Source organism: Streptomyces sp. DSM 40750 (assembly GCF_024612035.1).
Taxonomy (GTDB): domain Bacteria; phylum Actinomycetota; class Actinomycetes; order Streptomycetales; family Streptomycetaceae; genus Streptomyces.
This window is the reverse complement of sequence record NZ_CP102513.1, coordinates 10,979,221-11,004,221: the sequence shown is the minus strand read 5'-3', so window position 1 is coordinate 11,004,221 and position 25,001 is coordinate 10,979,221. Positions and strand designations below refer to the sequence as shown.

Annotated in this window: 17 protein-coding genes; 12 read left to right on the top strand and 5 right to left on the bottom strand. The window is 69.4% G+C overall.

Annotated elements, in window-relative coordinates; all coding sequences use genetic code 11:
• Positions 1–22 precede the first annotated feature (22 nt).
• Positions 23–1,030, bottom strand: coding sequence for an alpha/beta hydrolase family protein (locus JIX55_RS48105; RefSeq protein ID WP_306819975.1), 1,008 nt, complete (start codon positions 1,028–1,030; stop codon positions 23–25).
• Between the two features lie 198 nt (positions 1,031–1,228).
• On the opposite strand from JIX55_RS48105, the gene JIX55_RS48100 reads away from it, so the two are divergent.
• Positions 1,229–1,864: a GNAT family N-acetyltransferase gene (locus tag JIX55_RS48100; protein ID WP_257561575.1), complete on the top strand. Its 636-nt coding sequence runs from the start codon at positions 1,229–1,231 to the stop codon at positions 1,862–1,864.
• Complete coding sequence (locus JIX55_RS48095) at positions 1,861–2,829, top strand: PaaX family transcriptional regulator C-terminal domain-containing protein (protein WP_257561576.1); 969 nt, start codon at positions 1,861–1,863, stop codon at positions 2,827–2,829. Before JIX55_RS48100 ends, JIX55_RS48095 begins: the two co-directional genes overlap by 4 nt.
• A 176-nt stretch (positions 2,830–3,005) precedes the next feature.
• Here JIX55_RS48095 and JIX55_RS48090 read toward each other — a convergent pair whose 3' ends face one another.
• Positions 3,006–3,839 (bottom strand): class II fructose-bisphosphate aldolase, encoded by an 834-nt coding sequence (locus JIX55_RS48090; protein ID WP_257561577.1) that lies wholly within the window; start codon positions 3,837–3,839, stop codon positions 3,006–3,008.
• A gap of 195 nt (positions 3,840–4,034) precedes the next feature.
• On the opposite strand from JIX55_RS48090, the gene JIX55_RS48085 reads away from it, so the two are divergent.
• Positions 4,035–4,823 (top strand): DeoR/GlpR family DNA-binding transcription regulator, encoded by a 789-nt coding sequence (locus tag JIX55_RS48085; protein ID WP_257561578.1) that lies wholly within the window; start codon positions 4,035–4,037, stop codon positions 4,821–4,823.
• A gap of 146 nt (positions 4,824–4,969) precedes the next feature.
• Here the strand turns inward: JIX55_RS48085 and JIX55_RS48080 are convergent, their stop codons facing one another.
• The 3 genes from JIX55_RS48080 to JIX55_RS48070 are packed head-to-tail and all read right to left on the bottom strand — an operon-like array spanning position 4,970 to position 8,122.
• Complete coding sequence (locus tag JIX55_RS48080; RefSeq protein WP_257561579.1) at positions 4,970–5,890, bottom strand: carbohydrate ABC transporter permease; 921 nt, start codon at positions 5,888–5,890, stop codon at positions 4,970–4,972.
• On the bottom strand, positions 5,890–6,861 hold the full coding sequence (locus JIX55_RS48075) for a carbohydrate ABC transporter permease (RefSeq protein WP_257561580.1): 972 nt from the start codon (positions 6,859–6,861) through the stop codon (positions 5,890–5,892). The genes JIX55_RS48080 and JIX55_RS48075 overlap by 1 nt, the downstream gene beginning before the upstream one ends.
• Before the next feature lie 4 nt (positions 6,862–6,865).
• Positions 6,866–8,122 carry an extracellular solute-binding protein gene (locus tag JIX55_RS48070; RefSeq protein WP_257561581.1) on the bottom strand — a complete coding sequence of 419 codons (1,257 nt, stop codon included), beginning with the start codon at positions 8,120–8,122 and terminating at the stop codon, positions 6,866–6,868.
• A gap of 165 nt (positions 8,123–8,287) precedes the next feature.
• Here JIX55_RS48070 and JIX55_RS48065 point away from each other — a divergent pair, with 165 nt between their 5' ends.
• From JIX55_RS48065 to JIX55_RS48025, 9 genes are all read left to right on the top strand, one after another.
• Positions 8,288–9,187, top strand: coding sequence for an SIS domain-containing protein (locus JIX55_RS48065; RefSeq protein ID WP_257561582.1), 900 nt, complete (start codon positions 8,288–8,290; stop codon positions 9,185–9,187).
• Between the two features lie 301 nt (positions 9,188–9,488).
• The gene (locus JIX55_RS48060; RefSeq protein ID WP_257561583.1) at positions 9,489–12,512 is read left to right on the top strand and encodes a TIM-barrel domain-containing protein; all 3,024 of its coding nucleotides are present in this window, start codon (positions 9,489–9,491) and stop codon (positions 12,510–12,512) included.
• A gap of 105 nt (positions 12,513–12,617) precedes the next feature.
• Entirely contained in the window at positions 12,618–14,489 is a 1,872-nt protein-coding gene (locus JIX55_RS48055; RefSeq protein ID WP_257561584.1) for a DUF4091 domain-containing protein, read from the top strand.
• A gap of 44 nt (positions 14,490–14,533) precedes the next feature.
• Positions 14,534–18,163 carry a beta-galactosidase gene (locus tag JIX55_RS48050; RefSeq protein WP_257561585.1) on the top strand — a complete coding sequence of 1,210 codons (3,630 nt, stop codon included), beginning with the start codon at positions 14,534–14,536 and terminating at the stop codon, positions 18,161–18,163.
• An 84-nt stretch (positions 18,164–18,247) separates the two neighbouring features.
• Entirely contained in the window at positions 18,248–19,492 is a 1,245-nt protein-coding gene (locus tag JIX55_RS48045; RefSeq protein WP_257561586.1) for an SGNH/GDSL hydrolase family protein, read from the top strand.
• A gap of 57 nt (positions 19,493–19,549) precedes the next feature.
• On the top strand, positions 19,550–21,655 hold the full coding sequence (locus JIX55_RS48040) for a GDSL-type esterase/lipase family protein (protein WP_257561587.1): 2,106 nt from the start codon (positions 19,550–19,552) through the stop codon (positions 21,653–21,655).
• An 11-nt stretch (positions 21,656–21,666) separates the two neighbouring features.
• Positions 21,667–23,115: an alpha-L-fucosidase gene (locus JIX55_RS48035; RefSeq protein WP_257561588.1), complete on the top strand. Its 1,449-nt coding sequence runs from the start codon at positions 21,667–21,669 to the stop codon at positions 23,113–23,115.
• Between the two features lie 5 nt (positions 23,116–23,120).
• Positions 23,121–24,062: a hypothetical protein gene (locus JIX55_RS48030; RefSeq protein ID WP_257561589.1), complete on the top strand. Its 942-nt coding sequence runs from the start codon at positions 23,121–23,123 to the stop codon at positions 24,060–24,062.
• Positions 24,059–24,955 (top strand): beta-glucosidase, encoded by an 897-nt coding sequence (locus tag JIX55_RS48025; protein WP_257561590.1) that lies wholly within the window; start codon positions 24,059–24,061, stop codon positions 24,953–24,955. Before JIX55_RS48030 ends, JIX55_RS48025 begins: the two co-directional genes overlap by 4 nt.
• The last annotated feature ends 46 nt before the right edge of the window (positions 24,956–25,001 follow it).

Genomic DNA, 25,001 nt, shown 5'->3' with positions numbered 1-25,001 from the left:
TCGGCCCGGTCCCAGGGCCCGATCATCCACGACCAGGATCTACTTTTGCCGCGGAGTCTCGGCCGAGCTCCATGAGGAACTGTCGTTGGCCGTCCAGGAATCCGTCCGCGAAGAGCGAGCGGGGGGAGAAAAGTGCGGTGAGTGTGGTCTCGAGGTCCGACTGCTCGATGGACTGCTTGACCAGTGAATGGGCCGCGTCCGGGTAACGCTTGACTGTCAGGCCACCTTCCGCTTCCAGCACCTTGCGGTAGACGCGCTCGGTGTCGGCGGTGTCCACGTTGATGTCATGGCCTGCGAGGGCCAGCAGCACCGGTATGCCCCGCAGGGCGCGGAGGTCGTGCGTGGCGTCCGCGGTGTAGTTCTTGGAGATGAAGCCCCAGCGGCCGGTGGTCATGCCGTCCGCGTCGCCGCCCATCGCCCTGACGTACTCCCCGAAGGTCGCATGGCGTTCCAGCAGGCGGCGGGTGGTGTCGCTCTTGGCGATCTCGGCCTTGGTGCGGGATGCCGGTGCGCCGTCGGCGCGCAGCTCGGCGAGGAGGTTGTAGCGGCCCTGCTGGAGCCAGTTGATCGCGGGCGAGAGGGCGATGACGAAGCTCACGGGCGTCTTGGCGGCGACCTTCGGCAGGACCCAGCCCGCCTGGCTGGCGCCCCAGAGTCCGATCCGGTCGCCGTCGATGTCCGGGCGGGCGCGCGCCCAGGCGATGGCGGCGGCTGCCTCGTTGGCCCGGTCGTCCATGGACTGGTCGAGCCAGTCGCCGGGGGCGCCCGCGACGCCGGGCTTGTCCCAGGACAGGGAGGCGTACCCGGCCTTGGCGTTGGCTTCCCACATGGGCTTGTAACCGTCGTCGTGGGTGGCGCCGACTGGGCCGTCGCCGTGGACGTAAACGACCAGGCCGTGGCGGTTGCGGCCGTCCCTGGGGGTGGCCAGTACGCCGTTGAGGGTGTGGCCGCCGTGGCGAATCGAGACCCGCCGTTCGTCCATGTCGTAGGAGTTCTGCCACAGCACCACACCGACGAGATTGGCGGCCACGATCAGAACCGTGACGAGTGACCACACACCGGTGCGGAGCCCGCGCCGCCGGGATTGGATCTTTGGGCACATGGGACTGACCACCTCTGTCGGGTGTCGGGTGTCGGAGGCCGGCGAGAGGTGAAACTATCATTACCAGCACGGTCGTTGTGAAGATGATAGTTTTGAATTGAGGTCGCAGCGAGACAAGGAGACGGCATGGGACTGGACACAACGGGCGCCGGCACTGGACCGGTGACAGTCCGGCGGGGTGTTCCGGCCGGAGCCGAGCGGCGGGCGGCCGAGCTGTACTGGGACGCCTTCGGCCGCAAACTCGGCCCCGCCCTGAACCCTCCGGACAAGGCGGTGCCCTTCCTCGCCGCCCACCTGAACGCCGATCGCGCGGTCTGCGCGCTCCTCGACGGGCAGCTCGTCGGCCTCGCCGGCTACCAACTCGGCGGCCGGGCCCTCACCGGAGGGTCGGCCTCCGCCGTGCTGCGCGTGTATGGACACCTGCGAGGACTGCACCGACTGCTGCTCCTCGCCCTGTTCGAACGCCATCCCGCCCCCGGGCAACTCGTCATGGACGGCATCGCCGTGGACGCCGGCATACGAGGCCGCGGCGTCGGGAGCCTGCTCATAGAGGAAGTGGCCGCCGTCGCGGTGGAGCAGGACTGCCGCGAGATCAGACTGGATGTGATCGACACCAACCCGCGAGCCAGAGCCCTGTACGAGCGGCGCGGCTTCACGGCCGTGCGGACCGAGCGCACGCCCTACCTGCGCGGGCTGCTGGGGTTCGGCGGAGTGACCACCATGCGTCGCGCCGTCGGAACGAGAGGAGCTGCACACCTGTGAGCGCTGAGGCGGACCACGTCGAAATTCCCACCCGCCTGCTCGTCCACGCGCTGATCCGGGAGGACGGCACCGTCAGCACGGACGAGCTGTACACCGTCGCCAACGCCCTGGGCATGAGCGACCAGCAGGTCCGGCTGTGCATCAAACGCCTCGTGACCGAAGGCCGGTTCACCCACGAAGGCCGCGGCCGCAAGGCGGAGCTGCACGCGACCGCGGAGACCACGCGTGCCCTCGCCCCCAACGCGGACTTCCTCCGGCACGCCTTCCAGCAGGAAGCCGGGCTCGCGCCGTGGGACGGTGTCTGGCACCTGGTCGCCTTCGCGGTGCCCGAATCGGCGCGCACGGTCCGGGACTCTCTGCGCGAGACGCTCGTCCACCTCGGCGGCGCCCCGCTCCAGGGCGGACTGTACGTCTGCGCCAACACCTGGGAGCCGTACGTCGAAGAAGCGGCCCACCGCCTCGGCGCCCATGGCGCCCTCACCCTCCTCACCACGACAGACCTGCGCAGGGGCGACATCCAAGATCCTGCCGAACTCGCCCGCCGCTTGTGGCCCTTGCAGGAAATCTCCGACCGATACCACCGCCTCAGCCGCGTCGCCCAGCCCCGCCTCGCCCGGCTCACCGGCCCAACCGGACTCTCCCCCTCCGAACTCCTCACCATCGCGGTCGAGCTGGCCGCCGAACTCACCCGCGCCATGGAGCGCGACCCACTGTTGCCGCCTCAGCTCCTGCCCCAACCCTGGCCCGGCGCGCAGGCCCGGGAGCTCATCGCCCGGTGCTGGGCGGCCCTGCACGCACGAGAACCCGGCGAAGCCCGCCCTGTCTTCTTCCGCCTCTACGCCGACGTCACCCGGGAGGCGGCAGACCGCGCCGCGCGCAGCGGCGACCGGGCGGCCGCGGCTCGCCCATCAGCAGGTGGTCAATGGCATGGTCTACGAGATCCACACCGTGATCTTCTGGCGTAACCTGCCGGAACGCCACGGACCATGGCCAGACGGTCCCCTACCAACGGTCCCCTACCAACTCACCGCGGCACAAGGCTGAGACCCGGTGCCCATCGCGGTGGAGAAGGAGCACCTGGCCGGGCACTTCTCCGTGGCGGGCTCCTTCGACACCATCGGCCACCGCTGTCAGTGGCCCCTCAGCCGAGGACCCGCAGCAGGTGTTCCACCGCCTCGGCCATGCGGGTGCGGGCAGTCGCCAGGTAGGCCCGCGGGTCGACGGTGTGCATGTCCCCGGCGATGAAGTCGCGGATCGCCCCGGTGAAGGCGATGTTCAGCGCCGTACCGATGTTGATCTTCGTCATGCCTCCCATGGTCGCCCGGCGGAGTTCGTCGTCTGGTACGCCGGTCGAACCGTGCAGGACCAGCGGGACCGGGACGGCGTGCGCGAGCCGGGCGATGAGGTCGTGGTCGAGTTTCGCGGTTCTGGTCGTCATCGCGTGGGAGCTGCCGACCGCGACAGCGAGCGCGTCGACGCCGGTGGCGGTCACGAAAGCGCGTGCTTCGTCGGGATCGGTACGGACTCCGGGGGCGTGTACGCCGTCCTTGCCGCCGATTTTGCCGAGTTCGGCCTCCAGCCACAGTCCCTGGGCGTGGGCCCAGTCGGCCGCGGCGCGGGTGGCGGCGACATTCTCGTCGTGCGGCAGCGCCGAGGCGTCGTACATCGCCGAGCCGAAGCCGAAGTCGCCGGCGCGGCGCAGCAGCGCCTCGTCGGTGACGTGGTCCAGATGCAGGCCGACCGGGACGCGGGCGCCCTCCGCCACGGCGGCCGTGGCGGAGGCGAGGGGGCCGAGGGAGCCGCCGTGGAAGCGGACCGCGTTTTCGCTGATCTGGCAGATGACCGGTGCTCCGGCAGCCTCGGCGCCCGCGACGATCGCCTCGGCGTGCTCGAGTGTGATCACATTGAACGCGCCGACGCCGCGGCCGTCGGCGCGGGCGGAGCGGACGAGTTCGGCGGTGGAGAACAGGGGCATGGGGTAGTAATGGCCTTCCTGGGCTGAGACATCCGTGCACGAATTCGCTTGTTTTGGCGAGATAAAATGCTCAAACAGGCATCAGCCTTCACATCCGGGCTCTACATATCCGGGCTTCGGAGATTCGGGCTTCGGAGATTCGGACTTCGGCCTGTGATGTTCATGGGCCCGCACACCACGAACAGGGGACAACGCATGGCGGCACCGCAGGCCAGATGGAGCGCGTTGCTGGAGATGCTGACGCGCGACGGGCGGATCGAGGTCGACGCCGCCGCGGACGAACTGCGGGTCTCCGCCGCCACGATCCGGCGTGATCTGGACGAGCTGGCGCGCCAGCAGATGGTGACCCGCACGCACGGCGGTGCTGTGATCAACGCGATCGCGTACGACCTGCCGCTCCGCTACAAGGCCGCGCGCAACGCTCCGGAGAAGGAGCGGATCGCCGACGCGGCGGCGGGCCTGGTGAAGGCGGGCGCCGTGGTGGGTCTGAACGGCGGCACCACGACCACCGCGGTCGCCCGGGCGCTGGCCGTCAGGCCCGAGTTGAGCACGGAGGGCGCCGGTCCCTCGCTGACGGTCGTCACCAACGCGCTGAACATCGCCAACGAGCTGGTCGTACGCCGCCATGTGAAGCTCGTCGTCACCGGGGGTGTGGCCCGCCCGGCCTCGTACGAACTCACCGGGCCGCTGGCCACCGAGGTGCTCGCACAGATCACCCTCGATCAGGTCTTCATCGGCGTCGACGCGATCGATGTCCGGCACGGGGCCACGGCCCAGGACGAGGGCGAGGCCGGCATCAACCGGGCGTTGGCCCTCCGCGCCGAACAGGTGGTCGTGGTCGCGGACTCCTCCAAGCTGGGCCGGCGGGCTTTCGCCCGGATCTGCCCGGTGGAGGACGTCCATGTGCTGGTGACCGACAAGGCGGCGGGCCCCGAGCTGACCGAGCCGTTCGCCGCGGCGGGCGTGGAGATCGTCCGGGCCTGAGGATCTTCGCGTGTTCCAGGCCGGGGCCGGCGGGCGTGCGGCCAAGGCCGGAGCCGGAGCCCCGGCCGAAGCCCGGACCGGGGGCGGAGCCCCGACCCCAGCCCCAGCCCCAGCGCCGGCCCCGGCCCATGGGCCTGCCCGGCTGATCACTTGATGCCGCCGGCCGTCAGACCGCTGATCAGATAGCGCTCCACGAAGACGAACAGGACGACGACCGGCACGATCGCGATCAGCGAGGTGGCGAAGAGGTACTGCCACTGCTCCTGGTAGGCCGTGACGAAGCCCGGGATGGCCTTGGTCAGCGTCGTCCGGTCGCCGGACGAGGTGATGGTGAGCGCGACGACGTACTCGTTCCAGGCCCCGATGAACGTGTAGACGAGCGCGGTCACCACTCCCGGCAGCGCCAGCGGCAGGGTGACCCGGGCCAGCGCGCCCAGCCGTCCCGCCCCGTCCATGTACGCCGCCTCCTCCAGCTCCTTGGGGATGCTCGCGAAGTACGCGTTGAGGATCCAGATGCAGAACGGCAGGTTGAACGCCGCGTTGACCAGGATCAGCCCCTCCGCGGTGTCGGTCAGATCGAGGCTGACCATCTCCCGGTAGATGCCCACCAGCAGCGCGGTCGGCGCGAACATCTGGGTGACCAGCACCAGCAGCAGGAAGGCGCCACGCCCGCGGAACCGGTGGCGGGCGGTGTAGTACGCGGCAGGCAGGCCCACAGCCAGTGCGAGGAGCGTGGACATCCCGGCGACGTACAGCGAGAACCAGAGCGCGTCGCTGACCGGCGGATCCTTCAGCGACCAGACATCGGCGAAGTTGGACCACTCCCACCGTGACGGCAGATAGGACGGCGGTGACTTCATCAGTTCCGGCGTCGGCTTCAGGGCCGTGAGCAGCATCTGAACGTACGGCGCGAGGAACGTCAGGGCGACCAGCCAGCCCACCGCCGTCAGCAGTACGGTGCGCAGCCGGGGCGGGCGCCGCCGCCGGGCGGTTGTGGCCGCGCCTTCGGCTGCGTTTTCGGCTGCGGTTTCGGCCGTGGGTGCGGTTTCGGCTGTGACGGCGGACATCAGCCGGTCTCCTCTCGGCGGCGGACGACGCGCAGATACACCAGCACCACCAGGAGGATCAGCGCGAAGTTCACCACGGCCAGGGCGGCCGACTCGCCGACGTCCTGATTGTCGAACGCGAGTTTGTACATATAGGTGGTGGTCGTGTCGGTGGAGAAGCCGGGGCCGCCTCGGGTCATCGCCCAGATGACCGGGAACGAATTGAACACGTTGATGACGTTGATGATCGCGGCGACCAGCAGGGACGGGCGCAGCAGCGGCAGTGTGATGCCGAGATAGGTGCGGACCGGTCCCGCGCCGTCCAGGCGGGCCGCCTCGTAGACCTCGGCCGGGATGGTTCCCAGCCCGGAGAGGATGACGAACGCGGTGAACGGCAGGGAGACGAAGACCGCCGCGGCCATCATCCAGGCGAACGCCTGGACAGGGTCGGCGAGCCAGTTCACCGGCTTGTCCAGGAGGCCAACGTCCATCAGTACGCGGTTGACGACGCCGTAGAAGTTGTTGAGCATCCAGCGCCAGGTGAGCGCCGTCATCAGCACCGACGCCGCCCACGGCACGATCAGCGCCCAGCGGACCAGCCGACGCCCCGGGAAACGGGCGTTGAGCAACTGCGCCAGGCCCAGCGAGACGGTGATGGTGACCGTCACCACGCCCACCACCCAGATGAGGGTGCGCAGGACCACGCCCGGCAGGTCCGGCTCGGCGAACAGCTCGGTGTAGTTGGCACCGCCCGCGAAGCCCTGGGTCAGTCCGGTGGAGCTGATGTCCATCAGGGAGGTGCGGACCATCTCGACGACGGGCCAGACGACCACGGCCAGGATCAGTACGAGTGCGGGTCCGAGCCACAGCAGCGGCTCCAGCGCCCGCAGACGGCGTGCGGGCCGGGGGCGGCGGGAGCCGCGTTCCGGTGCCGCCGGGGTCCGGTCCTTCTTCGCCCCGACGGTGCGTGCGGTGGCGTCCTGTACGGCCACCCCGTCAGCCGTCCTTCTCGGCGGTCTTCTGGATCTCGCCGAGGACCTTCTCCGGCTCGGCACTCGACACGGCCGTACCGATGCGCTGCTTCACGGCGCCCTCGACGGTGGACCAGTTCGGGTTGTCGGTGGGTGCGAACCGCGCGCCCGACAGCGCGTCGACGAACGGTTTGTAGTAGGCGGAGTCCGAACTCAGCGCGTCACCGGCCGACTTGGTGACCGAGAGGAACCCCTCGGTGGACAGGAACTTCGAGGCGTTCTTCTTCTGGTAGAAGAAGTCGAGGAACTTGTTGACGGCCTCGCGGTTCTTGCCTTCGTCCTTCTTGAAGGCCACCAGGTAGTCCTGGACACCGAGCGTGTTGTGCGTCGTACCGTCCTTGCTCGGCAGGGGCGCGACGCCGTAGTTCAGGTTCTTGTCGACCGTGTCGATGAAGCCCTTGCGCATGAAGACGGCGCCGTTGATCATGCCGATCTTCCCCTGGGCGAACTGGTTGAAGACGTCCTTGCGGTTGGTGGCCTCGGGGTTGGGCTGGGTCAGACCGGCCTTGGTGAGCTTCCGCAGGAAGTCCAGCGTCTCCACGTTGGCCCGCTGGTCGACGGCCCACTGTCCCGACTTGTCGGTCCAGCCGCCGCCGTTGTTCATCGCCCAGATGTAGAACTCGGCCTGGGCCTCCTCCGCGCCGAGCGGCAGGCCCAGCGGGATGTCCCCGGCCTTCTTCACCTTCTCGGCCGCGTCCTCGACCTCGGCCCAGCTGGACGGCGGCTCGGAGATCCCGGCCTCGTCGAAGATGTCCTTGTTGTAGAAGAAGAGCCGCGCGCTGGAGATGAACGGCAGGCCGTACTGGACGCCTTCGTACCGCGCCTGGTCGGCGAAGAGCGGCAGGAAGTCGTCGAGCACCTCGGGCGACACGACGTCCTTGGCCTGGTGGATCAGGTCGTCGCGCGCGAAGTCGGAGAACTTGTTGTAGTTGAGGACGTCGGGCTGTTGGCCGGTCTGGATGTACGTCTTGACCTTGGAGTCGATCTGCTCCCAGTCGACGACCTCCAACTCGACCTGGTAGCCGGGGTTCTCGGCCTCGAAGTCCTTGATGAGGTTCTCCCAGTAGGGCTGGGTGTCATCGTCGTACTTCGCGGCCACGAATCTGATCGTCTTTCCGTCGCCGTCACCGCCACCGCCACCGGACGAACCTCCCTTGCCGCATCCGGTGAGGACCAGAGCGAGGGACACACCTGCTGCGATACCGACGAGGTGCCGTTTCACGGGGTACCCACCTTCACTGCAACCGAGTGATTGTTTCTGCTCGATAATGGCTAGGATCAAGCATCAACATCCATCATGCCCAAGGGATCGCGCATGATGTCAAGGGCCGACGGTTACCACTCGGCTATGCCGCAGCCCCATGAGCACGGAGACGGGAGCCCCTTCATGAGTCGGACCGAGATCGAGATCGCCACCCAGCCCGAGTGCTGGCGCCGCGCCACCGAACTGGCACGGCGGCCGGACGCCCCCGCGTACGCGGCCATGCCCAGGCCCGGTGAGCGGGTCGCCGTCGTGGGCTGCGGCACCTCCTGGTTCATGGCCCACGCCTATGCGGTGCTCCGGGAGTCCGGGGGCCACGGGGAGACGGACGCCTTTCCGGCCTCCGAGATGCCGGCCGGCCGGGCCTACGACCGGGTGGTCGCGCTGACCCGGTCCGGCACCACCTCGGAGGTCCTGGAACTGCTCGGCCGACTGCGCGGCCGAACGCCCACCGTCGCGGTCACCGCGGACCCCGCGACCCCGGTCATGGATGTCGCCGACGCGGCCGTAGTGCTGGACTTCGCCGACGAGACGTCGGTGGTGCAGACCCGGTTCGCCACCACCGAACTGGTGCTGCTGCGCGCCCTGCTCGGTGAGGACCTCGGCCATCTGGGGGCGCAGGCCGCCTCGGCGCTGGTCGAGCCGCTGCCCGAAGAGCTTCTCGCCGCCGAGCAGTTCACCTTCCTCGGGCGGGGCTGGGCGTACGGGATCGCCCAGGAAGCGGCCCTGAAGATGCGCGAGGCGGCGGGCGCGTGGACGGAGGCGTACCCGGTGATGGAGTACCGGCACGGGCCGATCAGCATCACCGGACCGGGCCGGGTGGCCTGGTGGTTCGGTGATCCGGCGGCCGTTCCCGTCGGCCTGCCGGAGGAGATCGCGCGCACCGGCGGCCAGTTGGTCGCCCTCGGGCGCGACCCGGTGGCCGACCTGATCGTGGTGCAGCGGCTCGCCGCGACCCTCGGCGGGGCGCGCGGACTCGACCCGGACAACCCCCGCCATCTGACCCGCTCGGTGATCCTGACCTGACCCCGGCCGCCCCCCGGCAGCCCTTGGCCGCCGCCCCCGCGCATGAGAACGGAACCGCCCGAATCGGGCGCGGTTCACACGGAATTTACAGCCGTTTTCCCCGGGTCCGCGGCCTCCCGAGGCAGGGCGTGGACCCGGGAAACCAACCGTCACCAGGTCCGACAGTGGCCCGTGGTGCTGCTGATAAATCATGAATGCGAGTGTTGACAGCTGACGTTTATCGCCAGAACATGAACAGAAATACGCATGATCTTGCAGTGCTGCTCCATCACGCCATGCCCCGCCCCGCAGGAGGACGTGAGTGCGCACCCAACCGCTCAGGCCGCGCGGCCTCGGCACACTTCTGGCCGCCCTGGCCCTGACGCTCATCCCGCCCGTCGCCGAATCCCTCACCACACCGGCCCGGGCAGACACCGCAGCCCGGGCGGACGCCGCAGCCCAGCCGACGGTGACCGAGAGCGCGGACGGGCTCACCCTGTCCGTGCCGGGCACCGGAAAGGCGCCGGGCTACACCGTCGACATCGCCACCGACGAACTCGCCCTCACCACCGAGCGCGCCGGAAGAACCGTGCTCGGCACCGCAGGCGGCGACACCGGAGGCCTCCGGTTCCGCTCCGACGACACGTGGCAGCACGCCACCGCGGTCACCGACTGGACGTGGCGGAACGGCGTCCTCACCCTCATCACCGACACCACCCTCGACGGCGCCACCATCGAGGCCCGGCTCACGCCCGAGGCCGACCGCTACGACCTGAGCTGGGACGTCGAGGGCACCAGCCCCGACCAATTAGGTCTCGCCTATGACCTGTCGTCGGCCGGCCACTGGTACGGCCACGGCGAGGCGGAGACCCCGCAGGGCGGCCCCGGTGTCAACCAGCCCTGGCCTCTCGACACCGGCGAGGTCGACCACAAGGCCTTCGGACCGGCGTCGTACAACATGATCGACCCGTTCTGGTACACCTCCGCGGCGACCGGCCTCCGCGTCGACACCGGGGATGTCATGGACGTGGCAATCAACAAGGGCAAGGACGGCCTCGGCCGCTTCACGGTCGAGTCCTCGGACACCTACAAGGCCACCGTGTTCGTCGAGTCGACCCCGCTGGAGGTCTACCGGAACTACGTCGGCATCGTCGGCAAGCCGACCAAGAGCGACGCCCCGTACGAGCAGTACGCCAAGCCGCTGTGGAATTCCTGGGCGCAGTTCTACACCAAGATCGACCAGGAGAAACTGCTCGACTACGCCACCGACCTCTCCGACAACGGTCTGGACGGGCACACCATCCAGCTCGACGACAAGTGGGAGTCGAACTACGGCAATCTGACCTGGGATCCCCAGACCTTCCCCGATCCCAAGGGCCTTTCCGACAAGATCCACGACATGGGGTTCGACTTCGGTATCTGGGTCACCCTGTGGATCAACCTGGACTCCGACAACTACCAGTACGCGGTCGACAAGGGCTATCTGCTCATGGACGCCAAGGACACGAGCAAGCCGTGTGAAGTGACCTGGTGGAACGGCCAGGCCGGGATCATCGACCTGGCGAACCCCGACGCCAAGGCCTGGTACGAGGGCAACCTCAAGACCCTGATGGACACGTACGACATCGACGGGCTGAAGTTCGACACCCGCTTCTTCGACGAGAAGTGTGCGCCTCGCGAGGGCCACCAGGCCACGGACTACCAGAAGCTCGGCACGGAACTCGCCGACGAGTTCGACCTCCAGGGCGCGGGCATCCGGGTGCACTGGAACAAGACGGCCCATGAGGCGGGCTTCGTCACCCGCCAGGTCGACAAGGGCACCGGCTGGGACTCCCTGCGTGCGTCCGCCACCCAGAACCTGGCCATCTCCACCATCGGCTACCCGTTCGTCGAGTCCGACATGATCGGCGGCTCCGGCGGCCAGCCCGCACCGTCGAAGAACGTGCTGGTGCGGTGGGCGCAGTCCGCTTCGCTGATGCCGCTGATGTACGCCTCGACGTCCCCGGTGGACACCAATGACACCACCACCGGGCAGAAGGTGGACTACGACCAGGAGACGATCGACCTCTACCGGGAGGCGATCGAGACGCACGAGAAGCTCGCCCCCTACATCTGGGACCAGGTGCAGAGCACCCTCAAGACCGGCGACCCGATCATGCGGCCGTTGTTCTTCGACTTCCCGAAGGACAAGCCGAGTTACACGGTCACCGACCAGTGGATGCTCGGCCCGGCCGTGCTGGCCGCACCCAAGCTGAGCACCGGCTCCACCCGGAGCGTCTACCTGCCCTCCGGTACCTGGTACGACGTGAACCAGGGCACGGTGATACGCGGCCCCAAGACCCTCAAGGGGTACGCGGCACCGCTCGGCGTCACCCCGGCCTTCGTCGACCTCAAGGCCAAGGGCGCCGCCAAGGCCATCAAGGCACTGAAGCGCGACAACGTCCCGGCCGCCTCCCTGCTGATCAGCCCGGACTCCCCGTCCACCGCCTCCGGCACGCCGTTCGAGGTGACCACCGAGGTGACCAACTGGGGCACCCGGACCATCAACAACGCCCGATCGGCACTGGACCTGCCCGACGGCTGGACCGCCAGGGCGACCGGGCCGGCCACCGCGCGGTCCCTCAGGAACGGCGCGACACTCACCACCACCTGGACGGTGACCCCCGCGGAGGACGCCCGATGGGGCAGCCACGACCTCACCGGCACCGTCAGCTACGCCGGATCGCAGAAGGCGGCCGACACGGTGCAGGCGCAGGTGAAGGCCGCCCCGGGCAGTATCCAGGACCCGTACCGGACAACCGACACCACCACCGACGACGCCCAGTACGCCCAGGCCGGGGACCAGTTCGCCATCTGGGCCGGCGGCGAGGACCTGTCCGGCTGGAAGGACGAGAAAGGCGTCATCTACCTCGACGACGCCGCCGGCGAGAAGGCCACCGTGGAGGCCAAGTTGGTCTCTCAGGACAGCGCCTCACCGTTCGGCAAGGCCGGAATCGCCCTCGCCAACGATCTGACCGCGCCGGACAAGGGCGGCTACGCGGTGCTGGTCATGACCGACCAGTACGGCCTGGAGTTCATGACCGACAGCGACGGCGACGGCAAGCTGGACACGTGGGCGGGCGGTGGCTCCACCTACCACCCGGCGTATCTCAAGCTGACCCGGGACGGCGACACCTACACCGCGTACGCCGGCAAGGACGGCGAGACCTGGTCGCAGGTCGGCAACGCCCAGGTGCCGTCGGCCACCGGCACCGGTGACGCGGGGATGGTCGCCGGCGCGGCCAACGTCAACTACCCCGGCGAGAACATCGAAGCCGTCTTCAGCGGATTCTCCGTCACTTCCTGACACGCCGGCATCACCAGGCACCACCGCCGCTTCCCGGCAGGCCTCCCCCTGGGGGCCTGCCGGGGACCACTCCCTGCACCGCCGTGAGAGAGGGAACCGACCCCCATGGCACGTACGTCCTCAGCTGTCGCGGGCTTCGTCGCCGGCGTTGTCGTGGCCGCGAGCACCACCGCGATCGCCGTCACCGATACGACGACCACCGGCACCGACCTCAATTCCAAGGCCACCGCCACCTGGCTGACCGTCAAGGTCGCCGACGCCATGGGCACAAGAGACACCCTCACCTGGGTGCCCACCGGGTCCTTCGCCGACTCCGCGGCGGAGCGGGTCCCGCGCTACCCGATGACCGCCATCAAGGGCAAGGACACCAAGGAGCTGAAGCTCTCCGCCGTGCGCAACGAGCAGGTCTCGGCGCAGTTGGCGATCGCGTCCGGCAAGGACCTCGACAACGTCAAGGCCGTGGTCGGCGACCTCACCGGGCCCGGCGGTGCGAAGCTGTCCGGTGACGACACCCAGGTCCGGTTCGTCAAGTACGTGCCCGTGCAGCGCTCCAAGAGCGAGGTGGACTGGTCCGCCACCATCGACCAGGTCAGCTCCGGCAAGGAGGTCTCCGGCGACCGCAACCCCGATGTGGTCGGCGACGCACTCGACGAGCGGTCCTCCGTGGATGTGCCCGCCTACGCGGCGCAGCCGCTGTGGTTCACCTTCCACATCCCCGAGAAGGCCAGGCCCGGCACCTACACCGGCACGGTGAAGGTCGACGCCGACGGCCGCACCCAGGCCAGTTACCCACTGACCATCGAGGTCGCGGACGCGAGCGTGCCCGACCCCGAGGACTACGACTTCTTCCTCGACGTGTGGGCGCAGCCGGAGACGATGGCCAAGAACCACGGCGTGAAGCTCTGGTCCGACCGGCACTGGAAGCTGATCGAAAGGTACAACCGCGACTTGGCCTCACGCGGCCAGAAGGTCATCAACACCACCATCGTCGACAACCCGTGGCACCACCAGTGGTCGCTCGGCACCCGGGAGTCGCAGACGGCCACGCCGTACACCAGCATGGTGGGCTGGACGTGGGACGGCGACGAGTTCGCCTTCGACTTCTCCCGCTGGGACAAGTACGTCCAGACCGCGAGACGCGCCGGGCTCGGGCCCGGCATCGGCGCCTTCTCCATGCTGGCGTTCCAGGACCAGGAGCACCTCACCTACACCGACACCCGCACCGGCAGGACCGTCTACGAGAACGTGGATCTGGGCGGGGAGCGCTGGCGGGAGGCGTGGGGTGCGTATCTGCCGGCCTTCGAGGCCCATCTGAAGACGAAGGGCTGGCTGGAGGACACGTGGCTGTCCTTCGACGAGCGGCCGATCGAGACCATGAGGGTGGTCAAGGACTTCGTCCACGAGGTCGCGCCGGTCTTCGACGACCGTATCTCCGTGGCCGGGTCGATCAGCACGGAAGGTGTCGCGTCGAACCTGTCCGTCGACTGGGGCGGCATCGACGCGATGACGAAGGAGAAGGCGGCCGAGCGGCGCAAGGCCGGCAAGATCACCACCTTCTACGTGTACGGCTCGCCGGCCCACCCCAACACGCTGTCGTACTCCCCCGCCGTCGAGTCGCGGATGCTGCCGTGGATCTCCGCCCAGCGGAACCTGGACGGGTTCCTGCGCTGGTCGTACAACAGCTGGACCAGCGACCCCTTCCGCCAGCCGGTGCACATCTTCACCCAGGGTGACGAGTACCTGGTCTATCCGGGCAAGGACGGCCCGATGTCCAGCATCCGCTGGGAGCAGCTGAAGGAGGGCGTCGAGGACTACGAACTCATCGCCCGGCTACGGAAGAAGGAGGGCGGCGGCACCGACAGCGACGCGCTGACCGAGGCCCTCACCACCGCGACGCGGGACCTCGACGGCCGTACGAAGGACGTCGGCGACATCGAGACCGCGCGGGCGGCAGTGGTGAAGGGGCTGACGTCATGAGAGGACGATGGACATCCCTGTTGCTCGCCACCCTTCTGTCTGTCATGCCCCTGACCAACGCGGTCTCCGCGGCACCGGCCGAGGCTGAGCCGCAGGCCAAGCACACCGTCACGTACGACCAGTACTCCGTGAAGGTCGACGGCGAACCCCTGTACATCTGGGGCGCCGAGTTCCACTACTTCCGGCTGCCCAGCCCCGACGCGTGGCGCGATGTGCTGCAGAAGATCAAGGCGGGTGGCTTCAACGCCGTCTCGCTCTACTTCGACTGGGGCTACCACTCGGCCAAGCCGGGCTCGTACGACTTCACCGGCGTCCGCGATGTGGAGCGGCTGCTGGACGAGGCCGAGCGCGCGGGCCTGTATGTGATCGCCCGCCCCGGCCCGTACATCAACGCCGAGGTCTCCGGCGGCGGCCTGCCCGCCTGGCGCAAGACGCAGGCCGGCGTGAACCGCACCTCCGAGCCGGAGTACATGAAGGCGGCCCGGGAGTGGATGAGCAGGATCAACCCGATCATCGCCCGGCACCAGCTCACCCGCGGCACCGGCAACGTGATCCTCTACCAGGTCGAGAACGAGTACCAGGGCGGACGCCAGGACGCCGACTACATGCAGACGCTCATCGACTGGGCGAAGGAAGACGGCATCGACGTGCCCACCTTCGTCAATGACGGCGGAGCCAACAAGAACTGGGTCAGTGGCAAGGGAGCCCCGGACATCTACGGCTTCGACGCCTACCCGCAGGGCTTCGACTGCAAGGACCCCGATGCCTGGAGGAACCTGCCCGACTACAGCTATGTCAACGAGTGGAAGCCCGAGTCCCCGCTGATCATCCCGGAGGCACAGGGCGGCGCCTTCGACCCGTGGGGCGGCACCGGCTACCAGGACTGCGCGAAGCTGACCGGGACCGACTTCACCCGGGTGTTCGGCAAGATGAACATCGCCGCCGGAGTGACCGGCCAGTCCTTCTACATGACGTACGGCGGCACCAACTGGGGCTGGCTCGCCGACCCCAACGCGGTCTACACGTCGTACGACTACGGGGCCCCGATCAACGAGTCCCGCCAACTGACCGACAAGTACCAGGAGTTCAAGCGCCTCGGGTACATGGTCGGCTCCGTCACCTCACTGGCGCGCACCGACAAGGCCGAGGCACCCACTCCTTCCGATGAGGCACTGCGCGTCGACCGGCGCGTCAACCCCGACGACGGCACCCAGTTCTTCACCGTCCGGCACGCCGACACCCGCGTGAAGGACAAGGACGAGACGACGCTGTCGCTGACCGGCGCGGACGGCGACTACCCGCGCGTGCCGCAGCAGGGCGCGATCACCGTCGACGGCCGGGACGCCAAACTCCTGGTGGCGGGCTACGACTTGGGCGACGACCAGCGGCTCGTCTACTCCACTTCCGAGATCATGACGCACGCCAGGATCGGCGACCGGAACGTGGCGCTGCTGTACGGGCGTGAGGGCGAGGCCGGTGAGACCGTGCTGCGGTACGCCGAGCGGCCTGAGGTCACCGTCCTCGACGGCGATGTCACCACCACCTGGGACGCCGAGCGCGGCGATCTGCGGCTGAACTACACCCACAAGGGCATGGCCCGGGTGCTGGTGAACGGTCTGGAACTGCTCATCGCCGACACCGCCGAGACCGCCCACTGGTGGCGGCAGGACACCACCGCGGGCCCGGTCCTCGTACGCGGCCCGTCCCTCGTCCGTACGGCGGACCTGGCGGGCGGCACTCTGAAACTGACCGGCGACTCCACCAAGGCCGCGAAGATCGAGGTCATCGCGGACGCCAAGAAGGCCAAGAAGGTGACTTGGAACGGCCGCGCGGTCGCCGTCACCCAGGCGCCGCGCCCCGTCGAGCTGCCCGAGCTGACCTCGTGGAAGTACAAGGAAGAGGCACCGGAGTCCGCTCCCGGCTTCGACGACTCCACCTGGACCACCGCCGACCACCTCACCGCCAACAACCCCGCCCTGGACGGGTCACTGCCGGTGCTCGCGATGGACGAGTACGGCTACCACCACGGCAACGTCTGGTACCGCGGCCGGTTCAGGACCACAGGGACGGCGACCGCGCTCGCACTCGACGCCAACACGGGTCCGACCGGCCAGTACGCGGTCTGGCTCAACGGCCGCCACCTCGGCAGCTCCGGCGACGGCGCGCACACCTTCGACATACCGGCGGGCACGCTGAAGGACAGCGAGGACAGTGGGGACACCAAGGACCGCGGGGACAACGTGCTCTCCGTCCTCGTGGAGAACGCGGGCCACAACGAGGAATGGGGCCACGACTACTCCAAGGAGCCGCGCGGCCTGCTCGGCGCCGAGGTGATCGGCGGGGCCTCCACACTCACCTGGAAGATCCAGGGCAGCCGCGGTGGCGAAGACCCGGTCGACACCGCCCGGGGCCCGTACAACAACGGCGGGCTGTACGGGGAGCGGGCCGGCTGGTCGCTGCCGGGCTTCCCCGACGGCGGCTGGAAGCGCACCACCCTGTCCGCGCAGAGCGCGAAGACCGGGCCCGGTGTGCGCTGGTACCGCACCACCGCCCGGCTCGACCTGCCACGGGGCCAGGACAACGCGATCGCACTCGATCTCGCCGAAGCCGACGGCGGCAGCACCGGCTACCGCGCCCAGATCTTCGTCAACGGGTGGCTGATCGGCCGCTACCTGCCGGACACCGGGCCCCAGACACGTTTCGTCATCCCCAAGGGCATCCTGCGCGAGCAGGGCACCAACACCATCGCCCTGGCCGTCTGGTCCAACGAGGCTGACGCGGGCCCGGGTTCGGCGAAGCTCGTGGACCTCGGAGCCTCCGTCGGCGGTATCGACGTACGCCCCGTCGCCGCGCCCTCGTACAACGCGAAGACGTATGCCATGCCGGACTCGGGCGTGCACGTCGCCGTCGACGCCGAGCCGTTCCTGAGCACCGGCACCGCCACCAAGGTCCCCGTCACTCTCACCGTGCCGAAGGACGCGCCGACTGCCCGGAGCGTCGAGCTGGCGCTTAACGTCCCGGACGGCTGGACCGCGACCACCGAGGACACCACCCGTTTCCACCGGGTCCGGCCCGGTGACAAGGTGACCGCGGCCTACACCGTCACTCCGCCGGGCGACCCGGTCCATTACGCCGTCCTGTCCGCGACCGCCACGCTCACGCAGCCCGGCCATCCGGACACCGTCACCGGCGTACGGGCCGTGCAGGTGCCGCCGCCGGGGCTGTCCGCCGACGCCCACGTGAGCGACCTGACCCTGGTCAAGGCGGTCAACGGCTGGGGCCCGGTGGAGAAGGACGCCTCCAACGGCGAATCCGCGGCGGGTGACGGACGGACGCTGTCGGTCGGCGGCACCACCTACACCAAGGGCCTCGGCGTGCACGCGAACAGCCAGATCCGGGTCTACCTCGGCGGCGGCTGCACCCGGTTCACCGCCACCGCCGGGGTGGACGACGAGGTCGGCGACAACGGCAGCGTCTCCTTCCAGGTGATCGCCGACGGCCGCTCACTCGCGACCACACCGGTGCTGCGCGGCTCCGACGGCGGCACCGACATCGACGTGGACGTGACCGACGCCCGCTGGCTGGACCTGCTGGTCGACGGCGACGGGGATGTCTCCACGGACCACGCCGACTGGGCCGACGCCAAGGTGACCTGTACGGGAGGCACCTCGTGAACCTCGCCCGAGTGGGACGGCCGCGTACCCCACTCGCCGCAGCGTTGGCCGCCGTCGGCTCGGCACAGTAGGAGGCGGCACAACATGCATCCGATAGGAAGCAGGTTTGCGACCCTGCTGCTGGCGGTCGTGGCCGTCGTGGCAGGGACGGTGGCACCCGCCGACGCCGGTGAGCAGGACGATCGGCAGGGCAGATCTCAGGACAACCGGCGTGCCTGGACGGGGACTTGGGCGACCGCGCCGAGCGAGCACTTCGACGTCTCGGGGATGTCCGAGGTGACGGTACGGATGCCGGTGCGCACCAGCGTCGGCGGCTCCTCGGTACGCATCCGGCTGACCAACGCCTACGCGACCGAGCCGGTGACGATCGGGCACGCGACCGTGGGGCTGCGCGACAGCGGTTCCTCCGTCGCGCACCCGTACGGCCTGCGGTTCGGCGGGAAGCGTGAAGTGACCGTCCCGGCGGGCGGCGAGGCGGTCAGCGATCCGGTGCGCCTGGCCGTACCGGCCCTCGCCGACCTCGTGGTCAGTCTTTATCTCCCCGGCCGGGTCACGCACATCACCGACCACTGGTGGGCACAGCAGACCGTGTACTGGACGGATTACGGGGCGGGCGACCACGCCGCCGACACCGCCGGTGACGCCTACACCTGGACCACCACGAGCTGGCCGTTCCTCAGCGGTGTCGATGTGACCGCGCCGAGGACCGGATCGGTGGTGGCGCTCGGCGACTCGATCACCGACGGGTCCTTCTCGACGCCCGACACCAACCAGCGCTGGCCCGACCTCCTGTCCGCCCGGCTGAACGCCTGCCTGCCCGGCGCCGGGGTGCTCAACGCGGGCATCACCAGCAACCGGATCACCGCCGGGACCACGACCAACCCCTCCGCCCTGGACCGCCTCGAACGGGACGTGCTCTCGCAGCCGGGAGCCAGGACCCTGCTCCTCTTCGAGGGGATCAACGATCTCGGCGGGGCGAGCGCCGAGCAGATCATCGCCGGCATGACGGAGATCGCCGACCGGGCGCACCGGCGCGGGATGCGGGTCGTCGCCGCCACGATCACGCCGTACAAGGACTTCACCTGGGGCGGCTGGAGCGAGGAGACGGAGGCCCGGCGGCAGCGGGTCAACGCGTTCGTCCGGGACTCCGGCGGGGTCTTCGACGACTACGCCGACTTCGACAAGGCGGTGCGGGACCCGGCGGACCCGCGGCGGCTCGGCGCGGCGTACGACTCCGGCGACCATCTGCACCCCAACGACGCCGGAATGAAGGCCTTCGCCGATTCCGTCGACCTGACCGCGCTCGGCCTCGGCCGGGGCTGTTCCTGAGGAGGACTCGTGCTGGGAGTGCGTCGCGTACACGCAGTGTTCGGGCATCGAAGATGCGTGGCCCTGGCAGCGGCCGTCGTGGCCACGTTGGCGGTGCTGGTCCCGGCGGCGCCCGTCGAGGCCGCCGGTCAGCAGGCGTGGACGGGTACATGGGCCACCGCGCAGCACGCCTCGTACGACCCGGGAACGTCGGAGGTGACGGTACGGATACCGGTGCGGGTGAGCGCCGGCGGGTCGAGCGTGCGGATCCGGCTGACCAACGGCTTCACCGCCGAGCCGGTGACGATCCGGCACGCGACCGTGGGTCACAGTGACGGTGGCGCCGCCGTCGCGAAGCCGTACGGGCTGCGGTTCGGCGGCGAGGACGAGGTGACGATCGCCGCCGGGGAGCAGGCGGTGAGCGATCCTCTCCGGCTTCCCGTGCGGGCCCGCGGCGACCTGGTCGTCAGTCTGTACTTCCCCGGTCGGCTCACTCATGTCAGTCAGCACTGGATGGGGCTGCAGACCGTCTACTGGACGCCCGACGGCGGCGGGGATCACGCCGGGGACGCCGACGGGGACGCCTTCACCAGGACCGATTCCACCTTCCCGTTCCTGACCGGAGTCGACGTACGGGGCGGTGACGCGGCGGGCTCCGTGGTGGCGCTCGGCGACTCCATCACCGACGGCGCGTCCTCCACCGCGAACACCAACCGGCGCTGGCCGGACTATCTGGCGGCGCGGCTGTCGGCCTGCTCGACCACCGCCGGAGTGCTGAACGAAGGCATCAGCGGCAACCGGATCACTGCCGGGACCGACGGCAACCCGTCGGCACTGGACCGGCTGGAGCGCGATGTGCTGTCGCAGCCGGGCGCCCGGACGGTGATCCTTTTCGAGGGAGTCAACGACCTCAGCTGGGGTGGTGCCAGCGGCGATCAGGTGATCGACGGCATGAAGGAGATCGCCCGGCGGTCGCACGCCCGCGGGCTGCGGGTGATCGGCGCGACCGTCGTCCCGTATCGCGGCTGGGGCGACTGGTGGACCGAGGCCAAGGAGGCCGACCGGCAGAGGGTCAACGCGTTCGTCCGGGACTCGGGCGGCGTCCTGGACGGCTACGCCGACTTCGACGAGGCGGTACGGGACCCGGACGACCCCACCCGCTACGCCGCCGCCTTCGACTCGGGCGATCACCTGCACCCCAACGACACCGGTATGAAGGCGTTCTCCGACGCGGTCGACCTGGCCGGCCTCGGGGTGGCCCGCGACTGCCCCTCGGCCCGCGTCCGGCTCACCCCGTACCGGCCGAGCCTGGAGGCCGGCGGCCGGGGCACGGAGATCACCTCGACCGTCACCAACACCGGCCCCACGACGGTCACCCAGGTCACCACGGGCCTGGATCTCCCCGACGGCTGGTTGGCGGAGCCGGCCGGCAGTCCGCGGATCCGCTCGCTCGCCCCGGGTGACAGCGCCGCCGTCACCTGGACGGTGACCCCGGCGGCCGACGCGGCCTGGGGCACTCACCCGGTCGCGGTGAACACCTCCTTCCGCCAGGACGGCCGGATCCGGCGCGACTCCGACAGTGTGGACGCCACGGTGACCCCCGTCCCCTCCGAGGTGCGGTCGCCGTATCGGACGACCGACTCCACCACGGAAGACGCCCAATACGCGCAGAACGGAGGCCAGTTCGCCATCTGGGCGGGCGGCCAGGACCTCTCCGGCTGGAAGGACGAGAAGGCGACGGTCTACCTCGCCGACGCCGCTGGGCCGTCCGGCACCGTGATCGCCCGGGTCGCCGGTCAGACCGGCAGCGGCCCGTCCGCCAAGGCGGGGATCGCCGTCGCCAACGACCTCACGGCACCGGAGGCGGGCGGCTACGCGGTGCTCACCATGTCGAAGCAGTACGGCCTGGAGTTCCTGACCGACAGCGACGGCGACGGAAAGCTCGACACCTGGGCAGGCGGCGGCAGTTCGTACCACCCGGCCTGGCTGAAGCTCGTCCGCGACGGCTCCACCTACACCGCGTACGCCGGCCCCGACGGCACCGCCTGGCAGCGGGTCGCCACCGCCACCGTGCCGTCCGCGAGCGGCACCGGCGACGCCGGACTGGTCGCGAGCGCCGTCAACCTCAACTACCCCGGCCAGACCACGACCGCACTCTTCGACTCCTTCTCCACCCACGAGTGAGAGGCACGTTCATGGCAGTCAACCGCCGACATTTCATGACCACCGCGGCCGCCCTCGGCGGCGCCGTGCTGCTCGCCCCGCCCGGAACCGCCCAGGCCCTCGCCGGCACGACGGTGTCCGGCGGCTCCGGCATACCCGACTACCAGCCCACCAAGGCGTCCCTCGACACCCATCCCGTGCCGCGCTGGTACAAGGACGCCAAGTTCGGCATCTTCGTCCACTGGGGCGTCTACTCGGTGATCGCCGGCGCGACGCCGAGAAGCGCCTCCGAGTGGTACCTCTGGTATCAGAGCACCAAGGACACCGCCGAGTGGAAGTACCACCGCGACACCTACGGCGAGGACGTCACCTACGACGACCTCATCCCGCAGTTCAAGGCCGAGAAGTACGATCCCGACGCCTGGGTGAAGCTGTTCGAGCAGGCGGGCGCCGAGTACTTCGCGCTGACCAGCAAGCACCACGACGGATTCGCCCTCTACCCCAGCAAGGTGACGGACCGTCACTCCGTGGCGTACGGCCCGAAGCGCGACCTCGTCGGTGAGCTGATGACCGCGGCCCGCAAGCGCGGCACCGTGCGCCCGGGCCTGTACTACTCGCTCGGCGAGTACTTCAACCCGGCGATCGGCCGGCCGATGCGCAACTTCTACACCGACGAGGAAATCCCGATGACCGGCTACAAGCCGGTCGAGGACTACGTGGGCGACTACGAGCTCAAGCAGCTCTACGAGATCATCGACCGCTACGACCCGGAGCTGCTGTGGGCGGACGGACAGTGGTTCCGGCCCACCGGCGAACCGCCGTGGCGCAGCGAAGAACCCCTGGCCCACTACTACAACGAGGCCAAGAACCGTAAGCGCCCCAAGGGCGTGGTGATCAACGACCGGTTCGACACCCACTTCGACTTCGCGACGTACGAGCAGCGCACCAACCCCACGATGGATCCGCAGAAGTGGGAGTGCTGCATGACCATGGGCTACTCCTGGGGCTACAACAAGCACGAGCCGGACGAGGACTACAAGACCTCCGAGTTCCTGATCCAGCTGCTCGCCGACGTGGTCAGCAAGAACGGCAACCTGCTGCTCAACATCGGTCCCAGGCCGGACGGCACGATCCCCGAGATCATGCAGGAGCGGCTGAAGGACATCGGCGCCTGGCTGAAGGTCAACGGCCCGGCGATCTACGGGTCGACGCCCTGGGTGCGGGCGGAGGAGGAGGGCAGCTCGCTCGGCATCCGCTACACCGTCTCCCCGGGCAAGTTCAACATCATCGTGCTGGGTGCGCCCAGCGGCACCCTCTCGGTGCCCGGCGACATCCCCATCAGCGCCACGTCCCGGATCCGGCTGCTCGGCACGAGCGGCAGTCTGAGGTGGACCCGCCGTGACGGAAAGATCAACATCACCGTCCCGTCCTCCCTGCCCAGCGACATCGCCAACGTCTTCACCGTCGACTGGGCCCGGTGAGCGGCATGGGAATCAGTAACGGTACCCGGTTCGACACCCTGGGCCCCACCCTCACCGTCACCACACAGCCGGCCGAGCCGGCCGTCGGTGACACGGTCACCGCCACCGCGGTCCTCACCAACGACTGCCCCTTCCCTCTCCGCAACGCCGTGCTTCACCTGATCGACCCCGGCGCCACCACGGCGGCGAAGACCATCCCGCTCGGCGACCTGCGGCTGGGCGCGAAGACGACCCGGCGCTGGGAGACGGCGATGCCGGCCGATGTGGCCGGGAACGTGTCGTTCACCGCGCACGTGGTCTTCGACGTCGACGGGCGCAGCAGCGACTGCGCGCGGTCCGCGAAGACGTTCACGGTGCCCTACGAGCCCAACGGGGTGCGGGGCCCGTACCGGGTGTTCGCCACGGCCGACGACGCCGAGTTCGGCCAGTACGGCAGCCAGTTGGTGATCTGGGCGGGCGGCCGGGACCTGTCCGGCGGCGCCGACGAGAAGGGGATCATCCACCTCCCCGGCTCCGCCACCGAGTCGAGTGTGGTGCAGGTCAAGGCGGTCAGCCTCACCGGCAGCGACAACCCCACCGCGAAGTACGGCATCGCCCTCGCCAACGATCTGGCCGCGCCCGAGAAGGGCGGCTACGCCGTGCTGACCATGTCCGCGCGGTTCGGTCTGGAGTTCATGACCGACAGCGACGGCGACGGCCGGCTCGACACCTGGGCAGGCGGCGGCGGTTCGGCTCACCCGTCCTGGCTGCGGCTGGTCCGCTCCGGCACCACGTACACGGCGTACAGCACCACCAACGAGCTGTCCTGGACCGAGGTCGCGAGCGTGACGGTGCCCTCGGCGAGTGGCGCGATGGACGCCGGCGTCGTCGCCAGCGCGGTCAACGCCAACTATCCGGGCACGACCGTCCGGGCGATCTTCGACCGTTTCTCCGTGGAGCAGGCATGAGTCCCTACCGCTCCGAGGAGGACTTCCTCGCCCCGCCCGTCTCGATCACCGTCGAGCCGTCCGCTCCCGAGCCCGGTCAGGCGGTGACACTGACGGCCGAGCTCACCAACACCACGCGGATCGCGCTGCGCGGCTCGGTGCTGTATCTCTCCATGGACGGCGCCGGCCAGGCGGCCTCCGTCCTCGGCAGGGTGGCGCCCGGCAAGTCGGTGACCCGCACCTGGAAGACCCGGCTCCCCGACGATGCCGAGGGAGTGGTCCCCTGCATCGCGCACGCGCTCTTCGACGTGCACGAGGGCGGATCCGACTGCACCCGCGCGACCTCTTCGCTGAAACTGCCGTACAGGTCGCTGGCCGGTGCCTTCGACAACGCCGGCATCTCCTCCGACGACGCCACCACCACCGCCGACATCGACGGCTCGCGTTCCAGCCTGTCCGCCCAGGCGCTGGCCTCGGTCGGACTGACTCCCGGAGCTTCGGTCACCTACGGCGGGACGGCCTTCACCTGGCCGGACACCGAGCCCGGGGCCAAGGACAACGTGGTGTCCTCCGGGCAGACCGTACGGCTGTCCGGCACCGGCTCGCGGCTGGCCTTCCTCGGCACCTCCACCTGGGGCGACGGCAAGGGGTCCGGGAAGGTCGTGTACACGGACGGTACGGAGCAGGCCTTCTCCGTCGAGGTCCCCGACTGGTACTCGGCGCACCCCGCGGCCGCGGTGGTCCTGCCGTACCGCAACACCCCCTCGGGCCAGGACAGGAACCCGGTCAGCCTCTTCACCTTCGCCATCGTGCTGGAGGACAAGGAACTGCGCTCCGTCGTGCTGCCGAAGGTCAGCGACGGCCTGCCGAGCGGTGGTCCCGCTCTGCACATCTTCGCGATGACCGTCGCCTGATCCGGGCTGCGGTGCGGTCACATCCCACCGTGGCCCGGAAGATCCG